We start from the raw sequence: 15,223 nt of genomic DNA, 5'->3' as shown, positions 1-15,223 counted from the left end.
GCTTTGTCGCCAAAACTTGCAGTACGCCCGGTACAGCGGCGTTTTGGCTTCGCGCCCTCGGCGAACATTCCGGCGCGAGGCGACACGATGCATTGCACCCCGGGCTGCTAGCACCCCGGGCTGCTAGAAGGGGGCTCGAGACGCGTGTTCGGGCGCTTGTTTGCTGCGTCCATGGGAGGCGCAACGCACGGGGAACATCGAGTCCCTCGCCGCAGGTCACGCGGCCGTGGCCACGTCGGGCAGCTCGCGGTGGGCGGGCCGCAGGTACCACGACATGAACATCAAGACGGTCAGCAGCAGCGGCGTGGCCATGTCATCGAACTGCTGGTTGACCGCGTGCGAGTACGAGGCCCCGAGAAAGTCGACGGCGACCCCGGCGTAGGCCCACTCCTTGAGCCGCTGAAAGTTGGGCGCCAAGATCGCTACGCCGGCCAGGAGCTTGGCGACGCCGAGCAGCGGCATCAGATACAGCGGGTAGCCGAGGCTCTCGAGGGTCTCGACCAGCTCCGGCGGCCCGACCAGATCCATGATCCCGCCTCCGAGCAGCGCGGCGCCGAGCAGCCCGGTCGCGGCCCAGTACCCAGCGGTCACGCCCTTGGTGTCAAAGATCATGCTGGATCTTGGACCGCCGATCGGACCCGAGCCACTGGGGCTCCCGCGCTCGCAGCAGTGTCAGACGCGCCGACGGTAGAGCGGCCGGGCGTCGTCGGCCGCGGCCTGGTAGCTGACCGAGAACGCGTCGAGGGTCCGCAGGCCCGTGTCGAGCGACTTGCCGGGCTTGAGCTCGAACGACGTGTAGCCGCAGCGACGCATGTAAAACAGCTGATCCGGGAGCACGTCACCGACCGCCCGCAGCTCACCGACGAAGCCGTAGCGAGTCCGGAGCAAAGTCGCGAGCGAGAAGTGGCGGCCGTCGGTGAACTTGGGCACAACGATCGCTACGAGCGGCAGGCCGAGGACCTCCGGCGCAACATCTTCGGGCGCCGCGTCGCCAGCGAGCCACACGCCCCAGGAGCCAACGCGGGCGTCGAGGGCCGCGCGATCGGCCGCCGCGCGCGAACGCGAGACCAGGACGGGGAGCGCGTCGAAGCTCGGCAGCGGGTCATCGTCGCCGAGCCGCTGCCAGTGATCGATGACGATCTCGGGCCCGGCGTCACCGATGCGAATGATCCGGCGGGCGCCGGGGTGCAGCTGCGGGGTCTCAGGCGTCGCCATAGAGTCGCTCCTTGAAGGGCTCGAAGCCCGCGCGGCGGACATAGTCGAGGAAGCGCTCGTCGGCGGACTCGCGCTGGTCGATGTAGGTGCGCAGGACCGTGGCCACGGCCTCGACGACCTCGGCGCGCGGGAACGCGGGGCCGAGGATCCGCCCGAGCGAGGCGTCGTCGCTCGACGAGCCGCCCAACATCAGCTGGTAAAATTCCTCGCCCTGCTTGTCGATCCCGAGGATCCCGATGTTGCCGACGTGGTGATGTCCGCAGGCGTTGATGCAGCCCGAGATGTTGAGGCTGATGTCGCCGAGGTCGTGGAGGTAGTCGAGATCGTCGATCCGCTCGCCGATCTCGGTTGCGATCGGGATCGAGCGGGCGTTGGCGAGGTTGCAATAGTCGAGGCCCGGGCACGCGATGATGTCGGTGACCTTGCCGACGTTGGGCTCGGCGAGCGAGCTCGCGCTCAGCTGGGCGTGGACCTCGGGCAGGTGGCGGCTCTCGACGTCGGGCAGGACGAGGTTCTGCTCGTGGGTCACGACCACGCGGCCGAAGCCGTAGCGGTCGGCGAGATCGGCGACGAGCTCCATCTGCTCGGCGGTCGCGTCGCCCGGCGGCTTGCCCTTGGGCTTGAGCGAGACCATCACGATCGAGTAGCCGGGGATCTTGTGGCCGATGACGTTGCTCGCAACCCAGCGCCCGAGGGTCCGATCCTTGCCGAGCTTCAGCGAGTCCACGAACAGATCGCTGGGCTCGAGCTCGGCGTAGTCGGGGTCCTGGAAGTAGGCGGCCACGCGATCGAACTCGGCCTGGGTCAGCGTCATCGCGCCGTCGCGGATCTGGGCCCACTCCTCCTCGACCTGGCCCTTGAACTCAGCGATCCCGAGGGCGCCAACGAGGATCTTGATCCGGGCCTTGAACTTGTTGTCGCGGCGACCGTGGCGGTTGTAGACGCGCAAGATCGCCTCGAGGTAGCTCAGGAGCTGCTCGCGGGGCAGGAACTCGCGGCAGACCTGGGCGATCCGCGGCGTCCGACCGAGGCCGCCGCCAACGAGGATCTGGAAGCCATAGTCATCGCCGCCCTCGGGGTCCGGGACCACGCGGACGCCGATGTCGTGCACGCGCACAGCCGCGCGGTCGGCCGTCGGCGCCCCGGTGACCGCGATCTTGAACTTGCGGGGCAAGAACGCGAACTCCGGGTGGAAGGTCGACCACTGGCGGATGATCTCGCAGTAGACCCGGGGATCCACGAGCTCGTCGCGGGCGACCCCGGCGAGGTGGTCCGAGGTCGTGTTGCGGATGCAGTTGCCGCTCGTCTGGATCGAGTGCATCTCGACCGTCGCGAGCTCGGCGAGGATCTTGGGCACGTCCTGGAGCCGCGGCCAGTTGTACTGAATGTTTTGCCGGGTCGAGAAGTGGCCGTAGCCGCGGTCGTACTTGCGCGAGACCTCGGCGAGCTTGCGCAGCTGGCGACTCGACAGCAGCCCGTAGGGGATCGCGACGCGCAGCATGTACGCGTGCAGTTGCATGTAGAGCCCGTTTTGCAGGCGCAGCGGCTTGAACTCGTCCTCGCTGATCTCACCGCTGAGTCGGCGCGAGACCTGATCGCGGAACTGCGCGACGCGCTGATCCACGATCGTCTGATCGTAGTGGTCGTAGCGGTACATCAGGCGCTCACGGCCGTGGGGCGCGACGTCGGTGCGCCGACCCGCAAGATCGTCGGACCCTCGGCGCGGATCTTCTCGCGCAGGCTGATCGGCGCGAGCTCGCCATCCGAGCCGCGCCGGACCTCCATCGGGTAGGGATCGCAGACGATCCGCTGCTGGGCCCGCGCGGCCTCGAGCAGCGCGAGCTTGTGTTGGGGCTGGTCGTCGGCGACGGGCTCGGCCGCGCTCAAGGTTCGAGTCCAGCGAGCGCCGGTCTGGAGGTAGATCGGTGCGCCGTCGTCGGTCGCGCTGCCAGTGATGATCCAAAGCTTCATGGGTCGGCTCCGTTGCGGCGAAGCTAAGCACGCTGCTAACACGGCAATCCACGATAGAAATGAAGATTAATTCTGTCTCCGGTCTGCATTCATCGAATATCGAGCTTTAGATGGTGTTTAGATTGATTACAAATATAACAGAGAACACCGGCAAATAGCCTTGTCTGGCGAGCGCGCAGAAAACGCAAGGCGTAGCGAGGCCACGGCCCCCGAGCACCGAAGATCGCGCCGTCGAACCAGCGACACCAACCCTCGCCCTGACCGCCCGCGTCCACTCTCCTCGAGGCTGGGTTCGCCCCAGCTGGTGCCGATATCGAGGCCGAGATGGCGCAACGAGGATCAGATCCGCGCGCCGGTCTCGAGGACCGAGACGATCGGCTCTGCGAGATCGGTGAAGCGACGCTGCGCCTCGACGAGGAGCTCGCGGCTGCCGGAGGTCCCGAGCATCCGCAGGCTCAGCTCGTGGGCGCCGAGGTCGAGGGCGATGCGGCTGCCGTCGGCCGTCGTGAGGCTGGCCCAGCCCTCGTCCTCGTCCTCGTCGACGCCGCCGCCGTGGCTGTCGGCGAAGTCCTCGAGGCGCTCGACCACGCGGTCGAAGCGAGCGCTCTTTGTCTCGTCGGCCTGGGTCGCGAAGGGCACGACGAGCTCGTCGCACGAGACCGGGAACACGCTGTCGAACTCGGCCGGGAGCGCGCGCGGGCCGACGCGGAGGATCACCCGCCGCTGCCACAGCGCGCGGGAGGCATCGGCCGGGTCGAGGCCGAGGTCGAGGACAAAGTGAAACTGCGGCGCGTCGACGTTGCCCCCGCCAAACGCGACGGCGCGATCGAGCTGCCGGCGGCGGAGCCCGAGCAGCAGCTTGGCCGAGTCGTAGACCACGCGGACCTCCTCGCCGAGGGCCTGCTCGCCGAGCTCGTGGACGAGCTGCTCCCCCGCGCGCCCGTGCTGGCTCGGCAGCCGATGACGACCACGCACGAAGCCGGGCAGCTCGCGGATCTCAACCGAGTCGAGCCGACGCATGAACGCCCGCTCGGGCTGAAGCTCGAGTCCGAGCCTCACGGACTACCCATCTCCTAAACTCGGGCCGCGCCTGCCTCGGCGCCGGGCCACGAGCTTTCGCAGCTGCTCCCACGCGAGCCCATAGCTGAACGCCGCGAGGAGGACGATGATCGGGTCGTAGGGCACACGAAAGCGAATCCCGCCGAGCCAGATGCCCACGATCAGCATCAGGGCCCAGAAGTTGAGCGAGACCAGCGCCTGTTTGGGTCGGCGCCGGGCCGTGAACACGAACCCGAGCCCGAGCAGCGCCGGGACCATCAGCAGCCCGCGGTGGACCCGGGCCCAGATCTCTTGGCGGTGCCGCCAGCCCTCGCGCTTGACGACCGAGCGCGGGCGCGGGTTGGCCTGGTCGGGCCACATCAGGTTGGTCTTCCACAGCATCACCCAGTGGGTGAAGGTGAAGTAGGCCTGGCGCGAGAACCCGCTGCGCTCGATGCAGGCCTTGACGATCTTCTTGTGGATCTCGCGGTCGCCGATGTAGCCGCGGTACTCGATCTCGCTCCCGGGCTGACGGCACTTGCGTCGCGTGCACCCGAACTCGTCGACGGCGAAGCCGGGCACGCCCGCGACCGGCTCGGGGTGGTCGCCCCAGACCGAGCGGACCTGGATCAGCGAGTCGGGCCTCCGCTCGCTGTGGGCCTCGAGCTGGATCAGCGGCGGCGGCGAGAAGCGGATCGTCCCGTGGCCGGCGTCGTCGCGGCGCGAGTAGATGCCCTTGTTGTGGCAGCGCCCGAAGATCAGGTTGATGCTGCTGTTCTCCGAGACCAGGCCGTAGCGATCGGTGTGGATGTGAAAGCGAACCGAGGCCATCGTCACGAGCAGCAAGAGCGGCGCGGCGATCCGCGCGATGTGGCCCCAGCCGAGCTTGGCGTAGGGGTTGTCGCCGCCCATGACCAGGCGGGTCAGGAGCCAAAACAGGCCGACCAGCGCCACGCTCAGCAGCATCTGCGGCCGGATCAGCGCGCCGACCCCAAGCAGGATACCGAGCAGCCACGCGTCGCGGGCCCGCCCGTCGTCGACGAGGCGGATCAGCAGCAGCAGGCTCATGGTCAGGCAGAAGCTAAAGGGCAGCTCGCTGAGCACGTAGCCGCCGATCGCGATCAGCGGGTAGTAGGCGACCAGGAACAGCCCGACCGCGGGGGCGACCCAGGCCACGCGCGCGCCCATGACCCGATCGGCGATCGCGTAGGCGGCCGCGACGATCGACGCGCCGAGGATCGCGTAGACCGTCGCGATCGCGCTGAAGCTGTCGCGCCCGAACACCCACTTGACCCCCGCGACCAGCCACGTGGTCCCGAAGGGGAAGAAGGCGTCGTACTCCCGGACCGAGAAGGGGTCGTCGAGCAGGGCGTCGGCCCGGCCCCAGTAGCCCTTCATGTCCGAGTAGATGTAGCCGCCGAGGGGGTGGACCTCGAGGTTCCAGTGCAGGCGCACGATCAGCGCCGCGACGAACAGCACCAGCACCCACCAGCGGCGCTTGCGGTCCGCGGCCAGCCAACTCGTCAGCCGCGCCGCGGCGGAGGTCTGGGGGGCTTCGGTCAAGGCCGGCTGCTCAGGTCCAGGCCTCTGGACCGCGCTCGCGGGCGTCAGCGTCGGCGAGGGCCCGGAAGGTCGGGAGGATGAGATCGGTCCACGCGTCGCGGCGGGCGAGGAGCTCGACGCGGCGATCGCAGCGGCCGTAGCGGGCCAGGATCTCGGCCTGGGGATCGGGCGGCGGCAGCTGCTCGCAGGCGCGCTCGGCCTCGGCGGCCATGGCCTCGGCCTGGCGCTCGAGGGCCGCGAGCACCAGCTCGCGGTGGGGGCCGCTCGCCTCGGCGATCCACGCGATCGTCTGCCACGCGAGGCCCGCGTGGCGGCCCTCGTCGTCGACGATGCCCGCGAGCACGGTCAAGGTTGCGGGGTCTTCGCAGCGCCGCTGAGCCCGGCGGGCGATGAGCGTGGCGATCGTCTCGCCGACGCAGCCCTCGACGAAGGTGTCGAGCGCGAGCCGGACCCAGTCCTCGGCGACCTCGGGCGCCTCGGGCGAGGCGCTCGCGAGCCCGCGCACGCGCGGCTCGAGCGAGGTCAGCGGCCCGGGCTCGCGGGCGAGGCCCGAGAAGCGGGCCGCGAGCCCGAAGCAGCGCGTCGCGTGCTCGACCTCGTCGGCGGCGGCGGCCTGAACCTCGCCGAGCAAATTCGGCGGGGCGGCCATCGCCATGAGCTCGAGGGTCGCGCGCTCGAACGCGGCGATCGCAGCGTGCTCCATCAGCCCGTCTTCGGCCCACAGCTGCCCGAGCCGGGCGCGGGTCGCCGGGTCGAGCTGGCTGTCGGGGCGGTCCGCGGGCGCCGCGACCTCGGCGGGATCACACGACCAGCCCGAGCCCTCGCGCAGCTCGGCCACGACCATGTCGTCGCCGTCGAGCAGCGGCCGGCCCGAGCAGTACTCGAACCAGTGGTAGCAGCAGATGTCCTTGTTGCCCGCGGCGCGCTTCTCCTCGGTCACCGAGGTCATCAGCCGACCCTGCATCATCGGGTGGAAGGACAGGCCGTCCCACCGCTTCTCGCTCTTCTTGAGCGTGTTGGTGACCTGGGGCTGGGCGATGATCTTCGACGGGCACCCGAGCTTGTCGGGGATGTGCTGGACCGCGAACTTGCGCGCGTCCTCGGGCTTGCCGCACCAGTCGCCGGCCGGGCAGCCGTCTTCTTCTTCGTGGTCCGTGAAGGGATCGCGGGCCGGACCGAAGTAGTCGAACTCGCCGTCGGGGATGTCCTCGATCCGCCCCGGCGGGACGTAGCCCGGGGCGGCGCTGCTGGTCGTCTTTCGGGCGACCTTCTGGCCGTCGGCCTTGGCCTCGGCCTTGCTGTCGTCGACCTGGTCTCGCTCGACCTTGACCGGCTTGACCTCGGGGCTGCTGTCACACCCGCTCAGCAGCGCAGCTGTGGCCAGCGGGAGCCCGATCTGAGCCCAGAGCCGACGTCGGAGCACCTCGGTATCGCGCATGGTCGGAACATATCTTTCTTTTAGGTCCGCAGCCATCCTGCGCGCGGCGGCCGTGCGTCCGGTCGCTGTGCGTCCGGTCGCTCGCGCCTCTGGTTTTTGCGCGCTGCCGGAGCTCAGCCGTCGACCGGGGGGAGGGTGTCGGCGATCGTCTTGCGCTGCGGTCGGGGACCGCGCCTGCGGTCGGCGCCATTGGACGCGCCGATCACGACGACGGTGATGTTGTCCTCGCCGCCGCGCTCGAGCGCGATGTCCATGCACACCCGCGGAAGGTCCGCGTAGAAGTGCTGGCGCGCGAGCTCGGCGAGCTCGTCGAGCTCGATGTAGTTGCACAGCCCGTCGGAGCAGAGCAAGAACGCGTCTCCGGGGCTGACGTTGACCGTGAGCACGTCGGCCTGGACCTCGCGCTCGAACCCGACCGAGCGCGTGATGATGTGCTTGAGGTCGCTGAGCGCGGCCTCTTCTTCGGTCAGGAGGCCGGCCTGGACCTGCTCGTTGAGCCAGGAGTGGTCGTTGGTCAGCTGCCGCGCGACGCCCGAGCGGAACAGGTAGCAGCGGCTGTCGCCGACGTGGACGATGTGCGCGCGCTCCTGGTGAAACAGCATGCCCGTCAGCGTGGTGCCCATGCCGTGGAGCGTGGGCTCGTGCTGGGCGTGGTCGAAGATCCTGGCGCTGGCCTCGCTGGCGGCGGCGCCGAGCAGATCGTTGACCGCCGACTGGGCGATCTCACGCGGCATGTCGGACAGGCCTTGGAGCCCGCGCTGGACCACGCGCGACACCACGTCGACGCAGGTCCGGCTGGCGTGGGCGCCACCGGCGTGGCCCCCCATCCCGTCGGCGACGAGGAACAGGCCCAGCTCATCGTTGACGAGGTGGGAATCTTCGTTGTGGCTGCGGACCCGACCCACGTCGGTGATCGGCCAGGCGCTCAAACGCATCTCCCGGACCATATCACGACCCCACGCGCCCGGCCTCATACCGGCAAATTCGCCCCCTCCGCCCTCAGCCTGCCGAGCCCCCCCACCCTTCGGGAGGATGCGCGACTCCAACCAAGCCCCCTTTTGGGGGGCCTGCTAGCAGCCCGGGGTGCAATCCATCGTGTCGCCTCGCGCCGGAATTTTCGCCGAGGGCGCGAAGCCAAAACGCCGCTGTACCGGGCGTACTGCAAGTTTTGGCGACAAAGCCCTCGGCGAAAAGGCCAAGCGAGGCGGCGCGAGGGATTGCACCCCGGGCTGCTAGGAGACCCGCCAGGCTTCGGGCTCGTCGGCGATCTGGATCTCGGTACCGTCGAAGCGGATCCGCTTGGGCTTGTCGTCGACGGTTGTGAGGATCGACACCGGTCGTCGCCAGATCCGCTCGAGGTTGCGGAGCGTGTCGCGGGCGTAACCGAGGCGCAGATCCACGCCCTCGTGGCGGTGCGCGAGGAGCAGCTCGCCCCGGTTGAGGTAGTTGGCGTCGACGACGTAGATGAAAGGCTGACCGAAGTTGGTCAGCTGCTGCAAGAGCGTGTCCTTGATCTTCTTGAAGTCGCGCGACTCGATCTCGTGCCGACCCGAGCGCCGATTCTCGGTGAAGGTGAAGAAGCGGTTGCGGCGGCAAAACTCGAGGGTGAAGAACTCGTCGATGAAGGTGACGTCGTTATAGAGCCGGCGGACCTCGAAGATCTTCGACTGCCCAAGGTTGAGGCCCAGGTCCCAGTCGTCGCGGAGCTGGCGGTCGTCGCACTCGTCCCACTGCTTGCCGAACTTGCCCTTGTTCCAGCGCTCCTCGATGTCGCGGTACAGCTCGACGCCGATCTTGTAGGGGTTGAGCTGGTTGGGCGCCATCGCCGTGACGCCCGAGGCGGCCTCGGCGTAGTCGATGAGCTCGTCATCGCGCAGCGCGCGGGTCGTCATCAGCTTCGAGTGCCAGTAGGTCGCCCAGCCCTCGTTCATGATCTTGGTCTGGCGCTGGGGCAGGAAGTAGTAGGCCTCTTCCCGAATGATCCCGAGCACGTCGGCCTCCCAGGGCTCGAGCGGCGCGTGGAGCAGCAAGAAGCCGAGCAGGTCGCGCTCGGGCCGGGGCGGGATCTTGCGTCGCTGCTCGCGCTCCTCTTCGGCGCGCTTGCGCTGCTCCTCGATGAACTCGGGCGGGTTGATGTACTCGTCGAGGTAGGAGCGCTCGTGGTCGCCGCTGGTGATCCGACCGACGTGGATCGGCATCTCGATGCTGGGCTCGCGCCGGGCCGGCTTGGGCTTGCGGAAGGGCAGCCACGGGTCGATGAGGTTGTCGAGCGAGTGGCACACGTCGATGAAGCTCTCGACGGCGTCGACGCCCTGGCGGTCCATGTGCCGACGCACGCGGGTTGCGTGGTTGGCCATGCCGTCGATCATCCGGCGGTCGGTGTGCGAGAAGAAGCGGTTGTGCTTGAAGAAGTCGCAGTGGCCGTAGACGTGCGACATGACCAGCTTCTGATCGACGAGGCTGTTGCCCTCGAGCAGGTAGGCGTAGCAAGGGTCGGTGTTGATGACGAGCTCGTAGATCTTCGAGAGCCCGTAGGTCTGGCTCTTCATCATTCGGTCGTATTCCATACCGAAGCGCCAGTGCGGGTAGCGGACCGGGAAGCCCTCGTAGGCCGCGATCTCGCACATCTGCCGGTAGTCGACGACCTCGTAGATCGTGGTGAAGAAGTCGAGGCCGTACTCGCTCGCGTAGGTCTCGATCTCGGCCTGGAGCTCGGCGAGGTGTTGGGGCAGCGTGGCCACTCAGCGACCCCCCTTCAGGAACTCGCGGATCGAGTCCATGATGTCGTCCTTGGTCTTGATCTCGCTGGTCACGAGCAGCTCTTCCTCGCCGAAGGCCGCGCGCAGATCCTTGATGAACTGGCCCGAGCCGTAGGGGCTCTCGACCTGGCCGTAGCCGAACTGGTTCGAGGCCGGGATCAGCGTGTCGCGCAGGAGCCGGATGCAAGCGGCGGTGTCGTCGACCGACCAGTTGTCGCCGTCGCTGAAGTGAAACGCGTAGATGTTCCAGTTCGACGGGTCGAACTCGCGCTCGACGAGCTCCGCGCACTTGCGGTAGGCCGAGCTGATCATGGTGCCGCCGGACTCGCGGGTCGAGAAGAACACCTCGCGCTCGACCTCGCGGGCGGTCGCGTCGTGGATGATGTAGCGCGACTCGAGGCCCTTGTATTGGCTGCGCAGCCAGGTGTCGATCCAGAAGCTCTCGATCCGGACGATCTCTTTTTGCTCGTCGCCCATCGAGCCCGAGACGTCCATCATGTAGATGATGACGGCGTTGCTCTGGGGCTTGGGCTCGGACTTCCACGAGCGGTAGCGGCGATCTTCGCGGACGGGCACGATGATCGGGCGCTTGGGGTCGTAGGTGCCCATCGCAATCTGACGGCGCAGCGCCCGCTTGAAGGTGGCCTTGAAGTGCCGGAGGCTCTCGGGCCCGGTCGTGCGCAGCCCGACGTAGCGATCTTTGACGGTCTCGAGGTTCTGCGAGCCGCGCGGCTCGATGCGCGGGAGGCCCAGCTCCTCGCCCATGATCGCGGCGAGCTCGTCGAGCGTGACCTCGACCTCGACGGCCTTGTCGCCCTCGCCCTCGCCGGCCTTGCCGGCCCCGGGCTCGCCCTCCCCCTCGCTGATCGGGTCGCCAGGCTCGCCCTCGCCCTGGCCGACGCCCTGGCCCTTGTTGTCGCCGTGGACGAAGCGCGGGATGTCGATCTGGGGCATCGGGATCGAGACGGTCTCTTTGCCCTTGCGCGAGATCATGTCGCCACGCGACACGTAGCGGCGGAGGTTCTCGCGGATCCGACCCCGAACGATCTCGCGGAAGCGCCGGTGGTCCTTCTCGATTCTCGAAATCATGCCGTGATCGGTGCCCGGAGCGCCGGAGCGCGTCGCGGGACCGGATTGTAGCACCGCTGGCCTCCGCGGCTGGGGACCAATTGTCTCGGGCCCCCGCCCGGCCGCTGGCGCCGGGTGAACGTGTCACACACACATGACCTCCCTCACCCGGCCCAGCACCCGATCCGGCCGACCTGGAGTCGCCGGGCGCGCTCGGTGGCCGCTGGGCCGACTTCGGTCGTATGCTTGGTGGTGCCGTGGTCGACCCCCGACCCCGTTCGCGTCACGCCGCCACGCCAGCGGGCGCCGGATTCACGTCGACCACGAGCCCAGCAAGCCATGAGCACGCAAAGCCTCGTCACTCAAATCGCCGCGCTCCAGGACTACCAACGCTACGAGGACCTGCACTGGTCCGGGAGCTTCGAGGAGTACCTCGGCATGGTCCGGCACAACCCGCGGATCACCCGGACCTCGCACGAGCGGCTCTACGACATGGTCCTCGCCGCCGGGGTCGAGAACTACGTCGACAACAAGAAGAAGATCACGCGCTACAAGTTCTTCTCGGACGAGAGCCACGGCGGCCGCGACGCGATCTACGGCCTCGACATCCCGCTGATGCGCCTCGTCAACGTGCTCAAGGCCGCGGCGATGCGCTACGGGACCGAGAAGCGCATCATCTTGCTCCACGGCCCGGTCGGCTCGTCGAAGTCGACGATCGTCCGCCTGCTCAAGAAGGGCTTCGAGGAGTACAGCCGCACGCCCGAGGGCGCGCTGTACACCTACGAGTGGGCCCTCCCCGAGGAGCTGCGCTACCTGACCGCGGGTGAGGAGATCTTCCGCTCGCCGATGAACGAGGAGCCGCTCAAGCTGATCCCGCCCGAGTGGCGCGACCAGGCCATCCGCGAGTTCGGGCTGTGCGACCCCGGCGACCCCGAGACCGGGCGCAAGCCCTTCACGCCCTACGTCACCGGCCAGCTCAACCCCGCGTGTCGCTTCATCTTCCGCGAGCTCCTGGCGATCTACCGCGGCGACTGGGCCAAGGTCATCCAGCACGTCCGCGTCCGCCGGATGCTGATCAGCGAGGAAGATCGGGTCGGGATCGGCACCTTCCAGCCCAAGGACGAGAAGAACCAGGACGCGACCGAGCTGACCGGCGACATCAACTACCGCCGGATCGCCGAGTACGGGTCCGACACCGACCCCCGCGCGTTCAACTTCGACGGCGAGTTCAACGTCGCCAACCGCGGCGTGATCGAGTTCGTCGAGATCCTCAAGCTCGACGTCGCCTTCCTCTATGACCTGCTCGGGGCCACGCAGGAGCGCAAGATCAAGCCCAAGAAGTTCGCCCAGACCGACATCGACGAGGTCATCATCGGCCACACCAACGAGGCCGAGTACGAGCGCCTGCTCGAGAACAAGTTCATGGAGGCGCTGCGCGACCGCACGGTCAAGATCGACATCCCCTACATCACCAAGCTCCAAGAAGAGATCCGGATCTACGTCAAGGACTACAACCCCAAGAAGGTCCGCGGCCGCTTCATCGCCCCGCACACCCTCGAGGTCGCCGCGATGTGGGCCGTGCTCACCCGGCTCGAGGAGCCCAAGAAGCAGAACCTCTCGGTCCTCCAGAAGCTCAAGCTCTACGACGGCAAGACCATGCCCGGGTTCACCCAGGACTCGGTCAAGGAGCTGCGCAAGGAGGCCAAGCGCGAGGGCATGGACGGCATCTCGCCGCGCTACGTCCAGGACAAGATCGCCAACTGCCTCGTCAGCGATCGCGGCCAGGCCAACATCAACCCCTTCTTGCTCATGAACGAGCTCGAGTCGGGCGTCCGCAACCACTCGCTGATCACCAGCGAAGATCAGCGCAAGCGCTTCCGCGAGCTGCTCGCCGTCGTCAAGCAAGAGTACGAGGACATCGTCAAGAACGAGGTCCAGCGGGCGATCAGCGCCGACGAAGACGCGATCGCGCGGCTGTGCGCCAACTACATCGACAACGTCAAGGCCTACACCCAGCGCGAGAAGGTCAAAAACCAGTACACGGGCCAGGACGAGGAGCCGGACGAGCGCTTGATGCGGTCGATCGAGACCAAGATCGACATCGCCGAGAGCCGCAAGGACGACTTCCGCCGCGAGATCATGCACTACATCGGCGCGCTCGCCGTCGAGGGCAAGCAGTTCGACTTCCGGACCAACGAGCGGCTCTACAAGGCCCTCGAGCTCAAGCTGTTCGAGGATCAAAAAGACAGCATCAAGCTGACCTCGCTGGTCTCGAGCGTGGTCGACAAGGAGTCGCAAGAGAAGATCGATGTGGTCAAGCAGCGGCTGATCCGCGACTACGGCTACGATGAGGCCTCGGCCTCCGACGTGCTCACCTATGTCGCCAGCATCTTCGCCCGCGGCGAAATGAAGGGCGACTAATCCGGACTGAGGCGACGAAATCCGGAAATCCCGGACTGAGAGTCTTCGTCGTGGGCCGGCGGGAAATCCCGGACTGAGAGTCTTCGTCGTGGGCCGGCGGGGTCGGGGCCCGCGGAAATCCCGGACTGAGAGTCTTCGTCGTTGAAAATCCGGACTGAGAGTCTTCGTCGTCGGCCGAAATCCCGGACTGAGAGTCTTCGTCGGGAAAATCCGGACTGGGAAATCCCGGACTGAGAGTCTTCGTCGCGAAATCCCGGACTGAGAGTCTTCGTCGTGGGCCGGCGGGGTCGGGGCCCGCGGAAATCCCGAATCCGAAATCCCGGACTGAGAGTCTTCGTCGTGGGCCGGCGGGGTCGGGGCCCGCGTGGGCCTCCGGCCACGTTCGAGTCACAACTGCGGCACTAATTTCGATCAGCGAAGGCGATAAAGCCTGGCGATCCACCGCTCGACTCGCAGCTCAGCCCCGCCGAACCAATACACGACGGCGGGATGGCTCGCGCGACCCCGCCGTCACTCTATTGCCCGCCCACTACGGAGCCTGCGCCGCCACGTCGACGCCCGCGAAGCGCCGCAGCCAGTACGTACCTGCAGGAAACATCGCCGGCTTCCCGGCAAGCAGCAACGCTCGAGCAGCCGCGTACTGCCGCTCCCACTCACGATCGCGCCCAACCTCTGCCAACACCCGCCTCTCGCTCGAGCCCACATGCTTGGGCGCAACCGAGAATCGCTCCTCGAAGCTCTGCGCCACACAATTCCAGCGCTGTCGGGCGAGCTTGCGCAGCCCCATGAACCGTCGCCCTCGCAGACGCATGCTTTGGTGAATCTCGAGCTCGCGCTGGCGAACCGCTTCCATCAACTTGGCGTAGAGCGCATCGTCGTCGAGTTCGGGAAAGATCTGTGGCCGCACCAAGGTCAGCGAGACTTCCTCCGGCATGTCGCCGTTGTCGTCAAAGAACCAATCTGGCCGCTTGAAGGTCCGGGTCTCGCCGAAGCGCCAGCCGATCGTGGTGAAGCCTGGCCATTGCCGCGCCCACTTCACGAGCCCCGCCTTGACGGGGTTGGTCAGTGTGTACACGAGATCGATCAGCGACTCGTCGTCAGTCGGTCGACGGGTGTCGCAGGCCTGTGCGCCGCTCCAGACGCTGTCGAACCGGCGCAGTCGAGCGTTGCGGCCACGGGCGACTAGACTGTGCAGTTGCTGTTTGAATGGGACCAGGTTGGCATCGGGATCGGTCACGTCCGTGTGGTGGTGGTCGGACATCCATAGGCTGGCGTGGACTTGGACCTCGTTGTTGGCAGCGGCGCGAGCGAGGCAATAGCCGATGAGGTTGGCGAGCTCCGCGGGGTCGGCGCCCGGCGCGAACAACATTATTCGGCCGATGCAGCGCCGGTTGATCTTGTAGCGACGGCCGGCGTAGATAGGCCGAGCGCGGACGCGCTCGTAACCGCGCGTCTCGCCTCGGGCCCGGTTGGTCGCCCGACGGGCGGCGCTGGCTTGCTTCTGCGCGGAGGTGGCCACGCGAGGGTCATCGGCCCGGGAGCGGCGGTGTTGCAGAATTTTCTGATCGGCTCGTCGGTGGGACGGGGCGGCGCTCCTACACGAACCACTGATCCAACGACCAAATCGGCTTCTCTCAGTCCGGAGATTTTCGGCTCGTCGGTGGGACGGGGCGGCGCTCCTACACGAACCACTGATCCAACGACCAAATCGGCTTCTCTGAGTCCGGAGATTTAGCGCTGAGTCCGGAGA

Annotated in this window: 12 protein-coding genes and 1 CRISPR repeat array; of the genes, 1 reads left to right on the top strand and 11 read right to left on the bottom strand. The window is 67.4% G+C overall.

Annotation, left to right across the window (positions count from 1 at the left end):
* Positions 1 to 216 precede the first annotated feature (216 nt).
* The 10 genes from ENSA5_RS03895 to ENSA5_RS03850 all read right to left on the bottom strand — a co-directional run bounded on the left by ENSA5_RS03895 (position 217) and on the right by ENSA5_RS03850 (position 11,073).
* Positions 217 to 612 carry a DoxX family protein gene (locus tag ENSA5_RS03895; RefSeq protein ID WP_106390203.1) on the bottom strand — a complete coding sequence of 132 codons (396 nt, stop codon included), beginning with the start codon at positions 610 to 612 and terminating at the stop codon, positions 217 to 219.
* Positions 613 to 672: 60 nt separating this feature from the next.
* Positions 673 to 1,215, bottom strand: coding sequence for a DUF934 domain-containing protein (locus tag ENSA5_RS03890; protein ID WP_181197346.1), 543 nt, complete (start codon positions 1,213 to 1,215; stop codon positions 673 to 675).
* A complete protein-coding gene (locus ENSA5_RS03885; protein WP_106390201.1) occupies positions 1,202 to 2,872 on the bottom strand; it encodes a nitrite/sulfite reductase in 1,671 nt (556 codons plus the stop codon). The genes ENSA5_RS03890 and ENSA5_RS03885 overlap by 14 nt, the downstream gene beginning before the upstream one ends.
* Positions 2,872 to 3,186, bottom strand: a complete 315-nt coding sequence (locus ENSA5_RS03880) for a DUF2849 domain-containing protein (protein WP_106390200.1) — start codon at positions 3,184 to 3,186, stop codon at positions 2,872 to 2,874. Before ENSA5_RS03880 ends, ENSA5_RS03885 begins: the two co-directional genes overlap by 1 nt.
* Before the next feature lie 339 nt (positions 3,187 to 3,525).
* Positions 3,526 to 4,245, bottom strand: coding sequence for a hypothetical protein (locus tag ENSA5_RS03875; RefSeq protein WP_146155296.1), 720 nt, complete (start codon positions 4,243 to 4,245; stop codon positions 3,526 to 3,528).
* A gap of 3 nt (positions 4,246 to 4,248) precedes the next feature.
* On the bottom strand, positions 4,249 to 5,787 hold the full coding sequence (locus tag ENSA5_RS03870) for an ArnT family glycosyltransferase (protein WP_106390198.1): 1,539 nt from the start codon (positions 5,785 to 5,787) through the stop codon (positions 4,249 to 4,251).
* Between the two features lie 10 nt (positions 5,788 to 5,797).
* Positions 5,798 to 7,225 (bottom strand): ferritin-like domain-containing protein, encoded by a 1,428-nt coding sequence (locus ENSA5_RS36970; RefSeq protein ID WP_181197345.1) that lies wholly within the window; start codon positions 7,223 to 7,225, stop codon positions 5,798 to 5,800.
* A gap of 113 nt (positions 7,226 to 7,338) precedes the next feature.
* The gene (locus ENSA5_RS03860) at positions 7,339 to 8,160 is read right to left on the bottom strand and encodes a PP2C family protein-serine/threonine phosphatase (RefSeq protein ID WP_181197344.1); all 822 of its coding nucleotides are present in this window, start codon (positions 8,158 to 8,160) and stop codon (positions 7,339 to 7,341) included.
* A gap of 297 nt (positions 8,161 to 8,457) precedes the next feature.
* Positions 8,458 to 9,966 carry a SpoVR family protein gene (locus tag ENSA5_RS03855; RefSeq protein WP_106390196.1) on the bottom strand — a complete coding sequence of 503 codons (1,509 nt, stop codon included), beginning with the start codon at positions 9,964 to 9,966 and terminating at the stop codon, positions 8,458 to 8,460.
* Positions 9,967 to 11,073 carry a DUF444 family protein gene (locus ENSA5_RS03850; protein ID WP_106390195.1) on the bottom strand — a complete coding sequence of 369 codons (1,107 nt, stop codon included), beginning with the start codon at positions 11,071 to 11,073 and terminating at the stop codon, positions 9,967 to 9,969.
* A gap of 318 nt (positions 11,074 to 11,391) precedes the next feature.
* On the opposite strand from ENSA5_RS03850, the gene ENSA5_RS03845 reads away from it, so the two are divergent.
* Complete coding sequence (locus ENSA5_RS03845; protein WP_106390194.1) at positions 11,392 to 13,473, top strand: PrkA family serine protein kinase; 2,082 nt, start codon at positions 11,392 to 11,394, stop codon at positions 13,471 to 13,473.
* A 62-nt stretch (positions 13,474 to 13,535) separates the two neighbouring features.
* Positions 13,536 to 13,813: direct repeats of the CRISPR family, unit length 27 nt; unit sequence GAAATCCCGGACTGAGAGTCTTCGTCG.
* 189 nt (positions 13,814 to 14,002) lie between these two features.
* On the opposite strand, the gene ENSA5_RS03840 is transcribed toward ENSA5_RS03845, so the two are convergent.
* On the bottom strand, positions 14,003 to 14,992 hold the full coding sequence (locus ENSA5_RS03840) for a hypothetical protein (RefSeq protein WP_146155295.1): 990 nt from the start codon (positions 14,990 to 14,992) through the stop codon (positions 14,003 to 14,005).
* Between the last annotated feature and the right edge of the window lie 231 nt (positions 14,993 to 15,223).

The organism is Enhygromyxa salina (assembly GCF_002994615.1).
GTDB classification, from domain to species: Bacteria; Myxococcota_A; Polyangia; order Nannocystales; family Nannocystaceae; genus Plesiocystis; species Plesiocystis salina_A.
Note: the sequence above shows the minus strand (reverse complement) of the source record. Positions and strands in the feature narration are given on the sequence as shown.

What these genes read in the sequence shown, in the direction of transcription:
- ENSA5_RS03895 (WP_106390203.1), bottom strand. Translation starts at nt 612, where the DNA reads ATGATCTTTGACACCAAGGGCGTGACCGCTGGGTACTGGGCCGCGACC.
- ENSA5_RS03890 (WP_181197346.1), bottom strand. Translation starts at nt 1,215, where the DNA reads ATGGCGACGCCTGAGACCCCGCAGCTGCACCCCGGCGCCCGCCGGATC.
- ENSA5_RS03885 (WP_106390201.1), bottom strand. Translation starts at nt 2,872, where the DNA reads ATGTACCGCTACGACCACTACGATCAGACGATCGTGGATCAGCGCGTC.
- ENSA5_RS03880 (WP_106390200.1), bottom strand. Translation starts at nt 3,186, where the DNA reads ATGAAGCTTTGGATCATCACTGGCAGCGCGACCGACGACGGCGCACCG.
- ENSA5_RS36970 (WP_181197345.1), bottom strand. Translation starts at nt 7,225, where the DNA reads ATGCGCGATACCGAGGTGCTCCGACGTCGGCTCTGGGCTCAGATCGGG.
- ENSA5_RS03860 (WP_181197344.1), bottom strand. Translation starts at nt 8,160, where the DNA reads ATGCGTTTGAGCGCCTGGCCGATCACCGACGTGGGTCGGGTCCGCAGC.
- ENSA5_RS03850 (WP_106390195.1), bottom strand. Translation starts at nt 11,073, where the DNA reads ATGATTTCGAGAATCGAGAAGGACCACCGGCGCTTCCGCGAGATCGTT.
- ENSA5_RS03845 (WP_106390194.1), top strand. Translation starts at nt 11,392, where the DNA reads ATGAGCACGCAAAGCCTCGTCACTCAAATCGCCGCGCTCCAGGACTAC.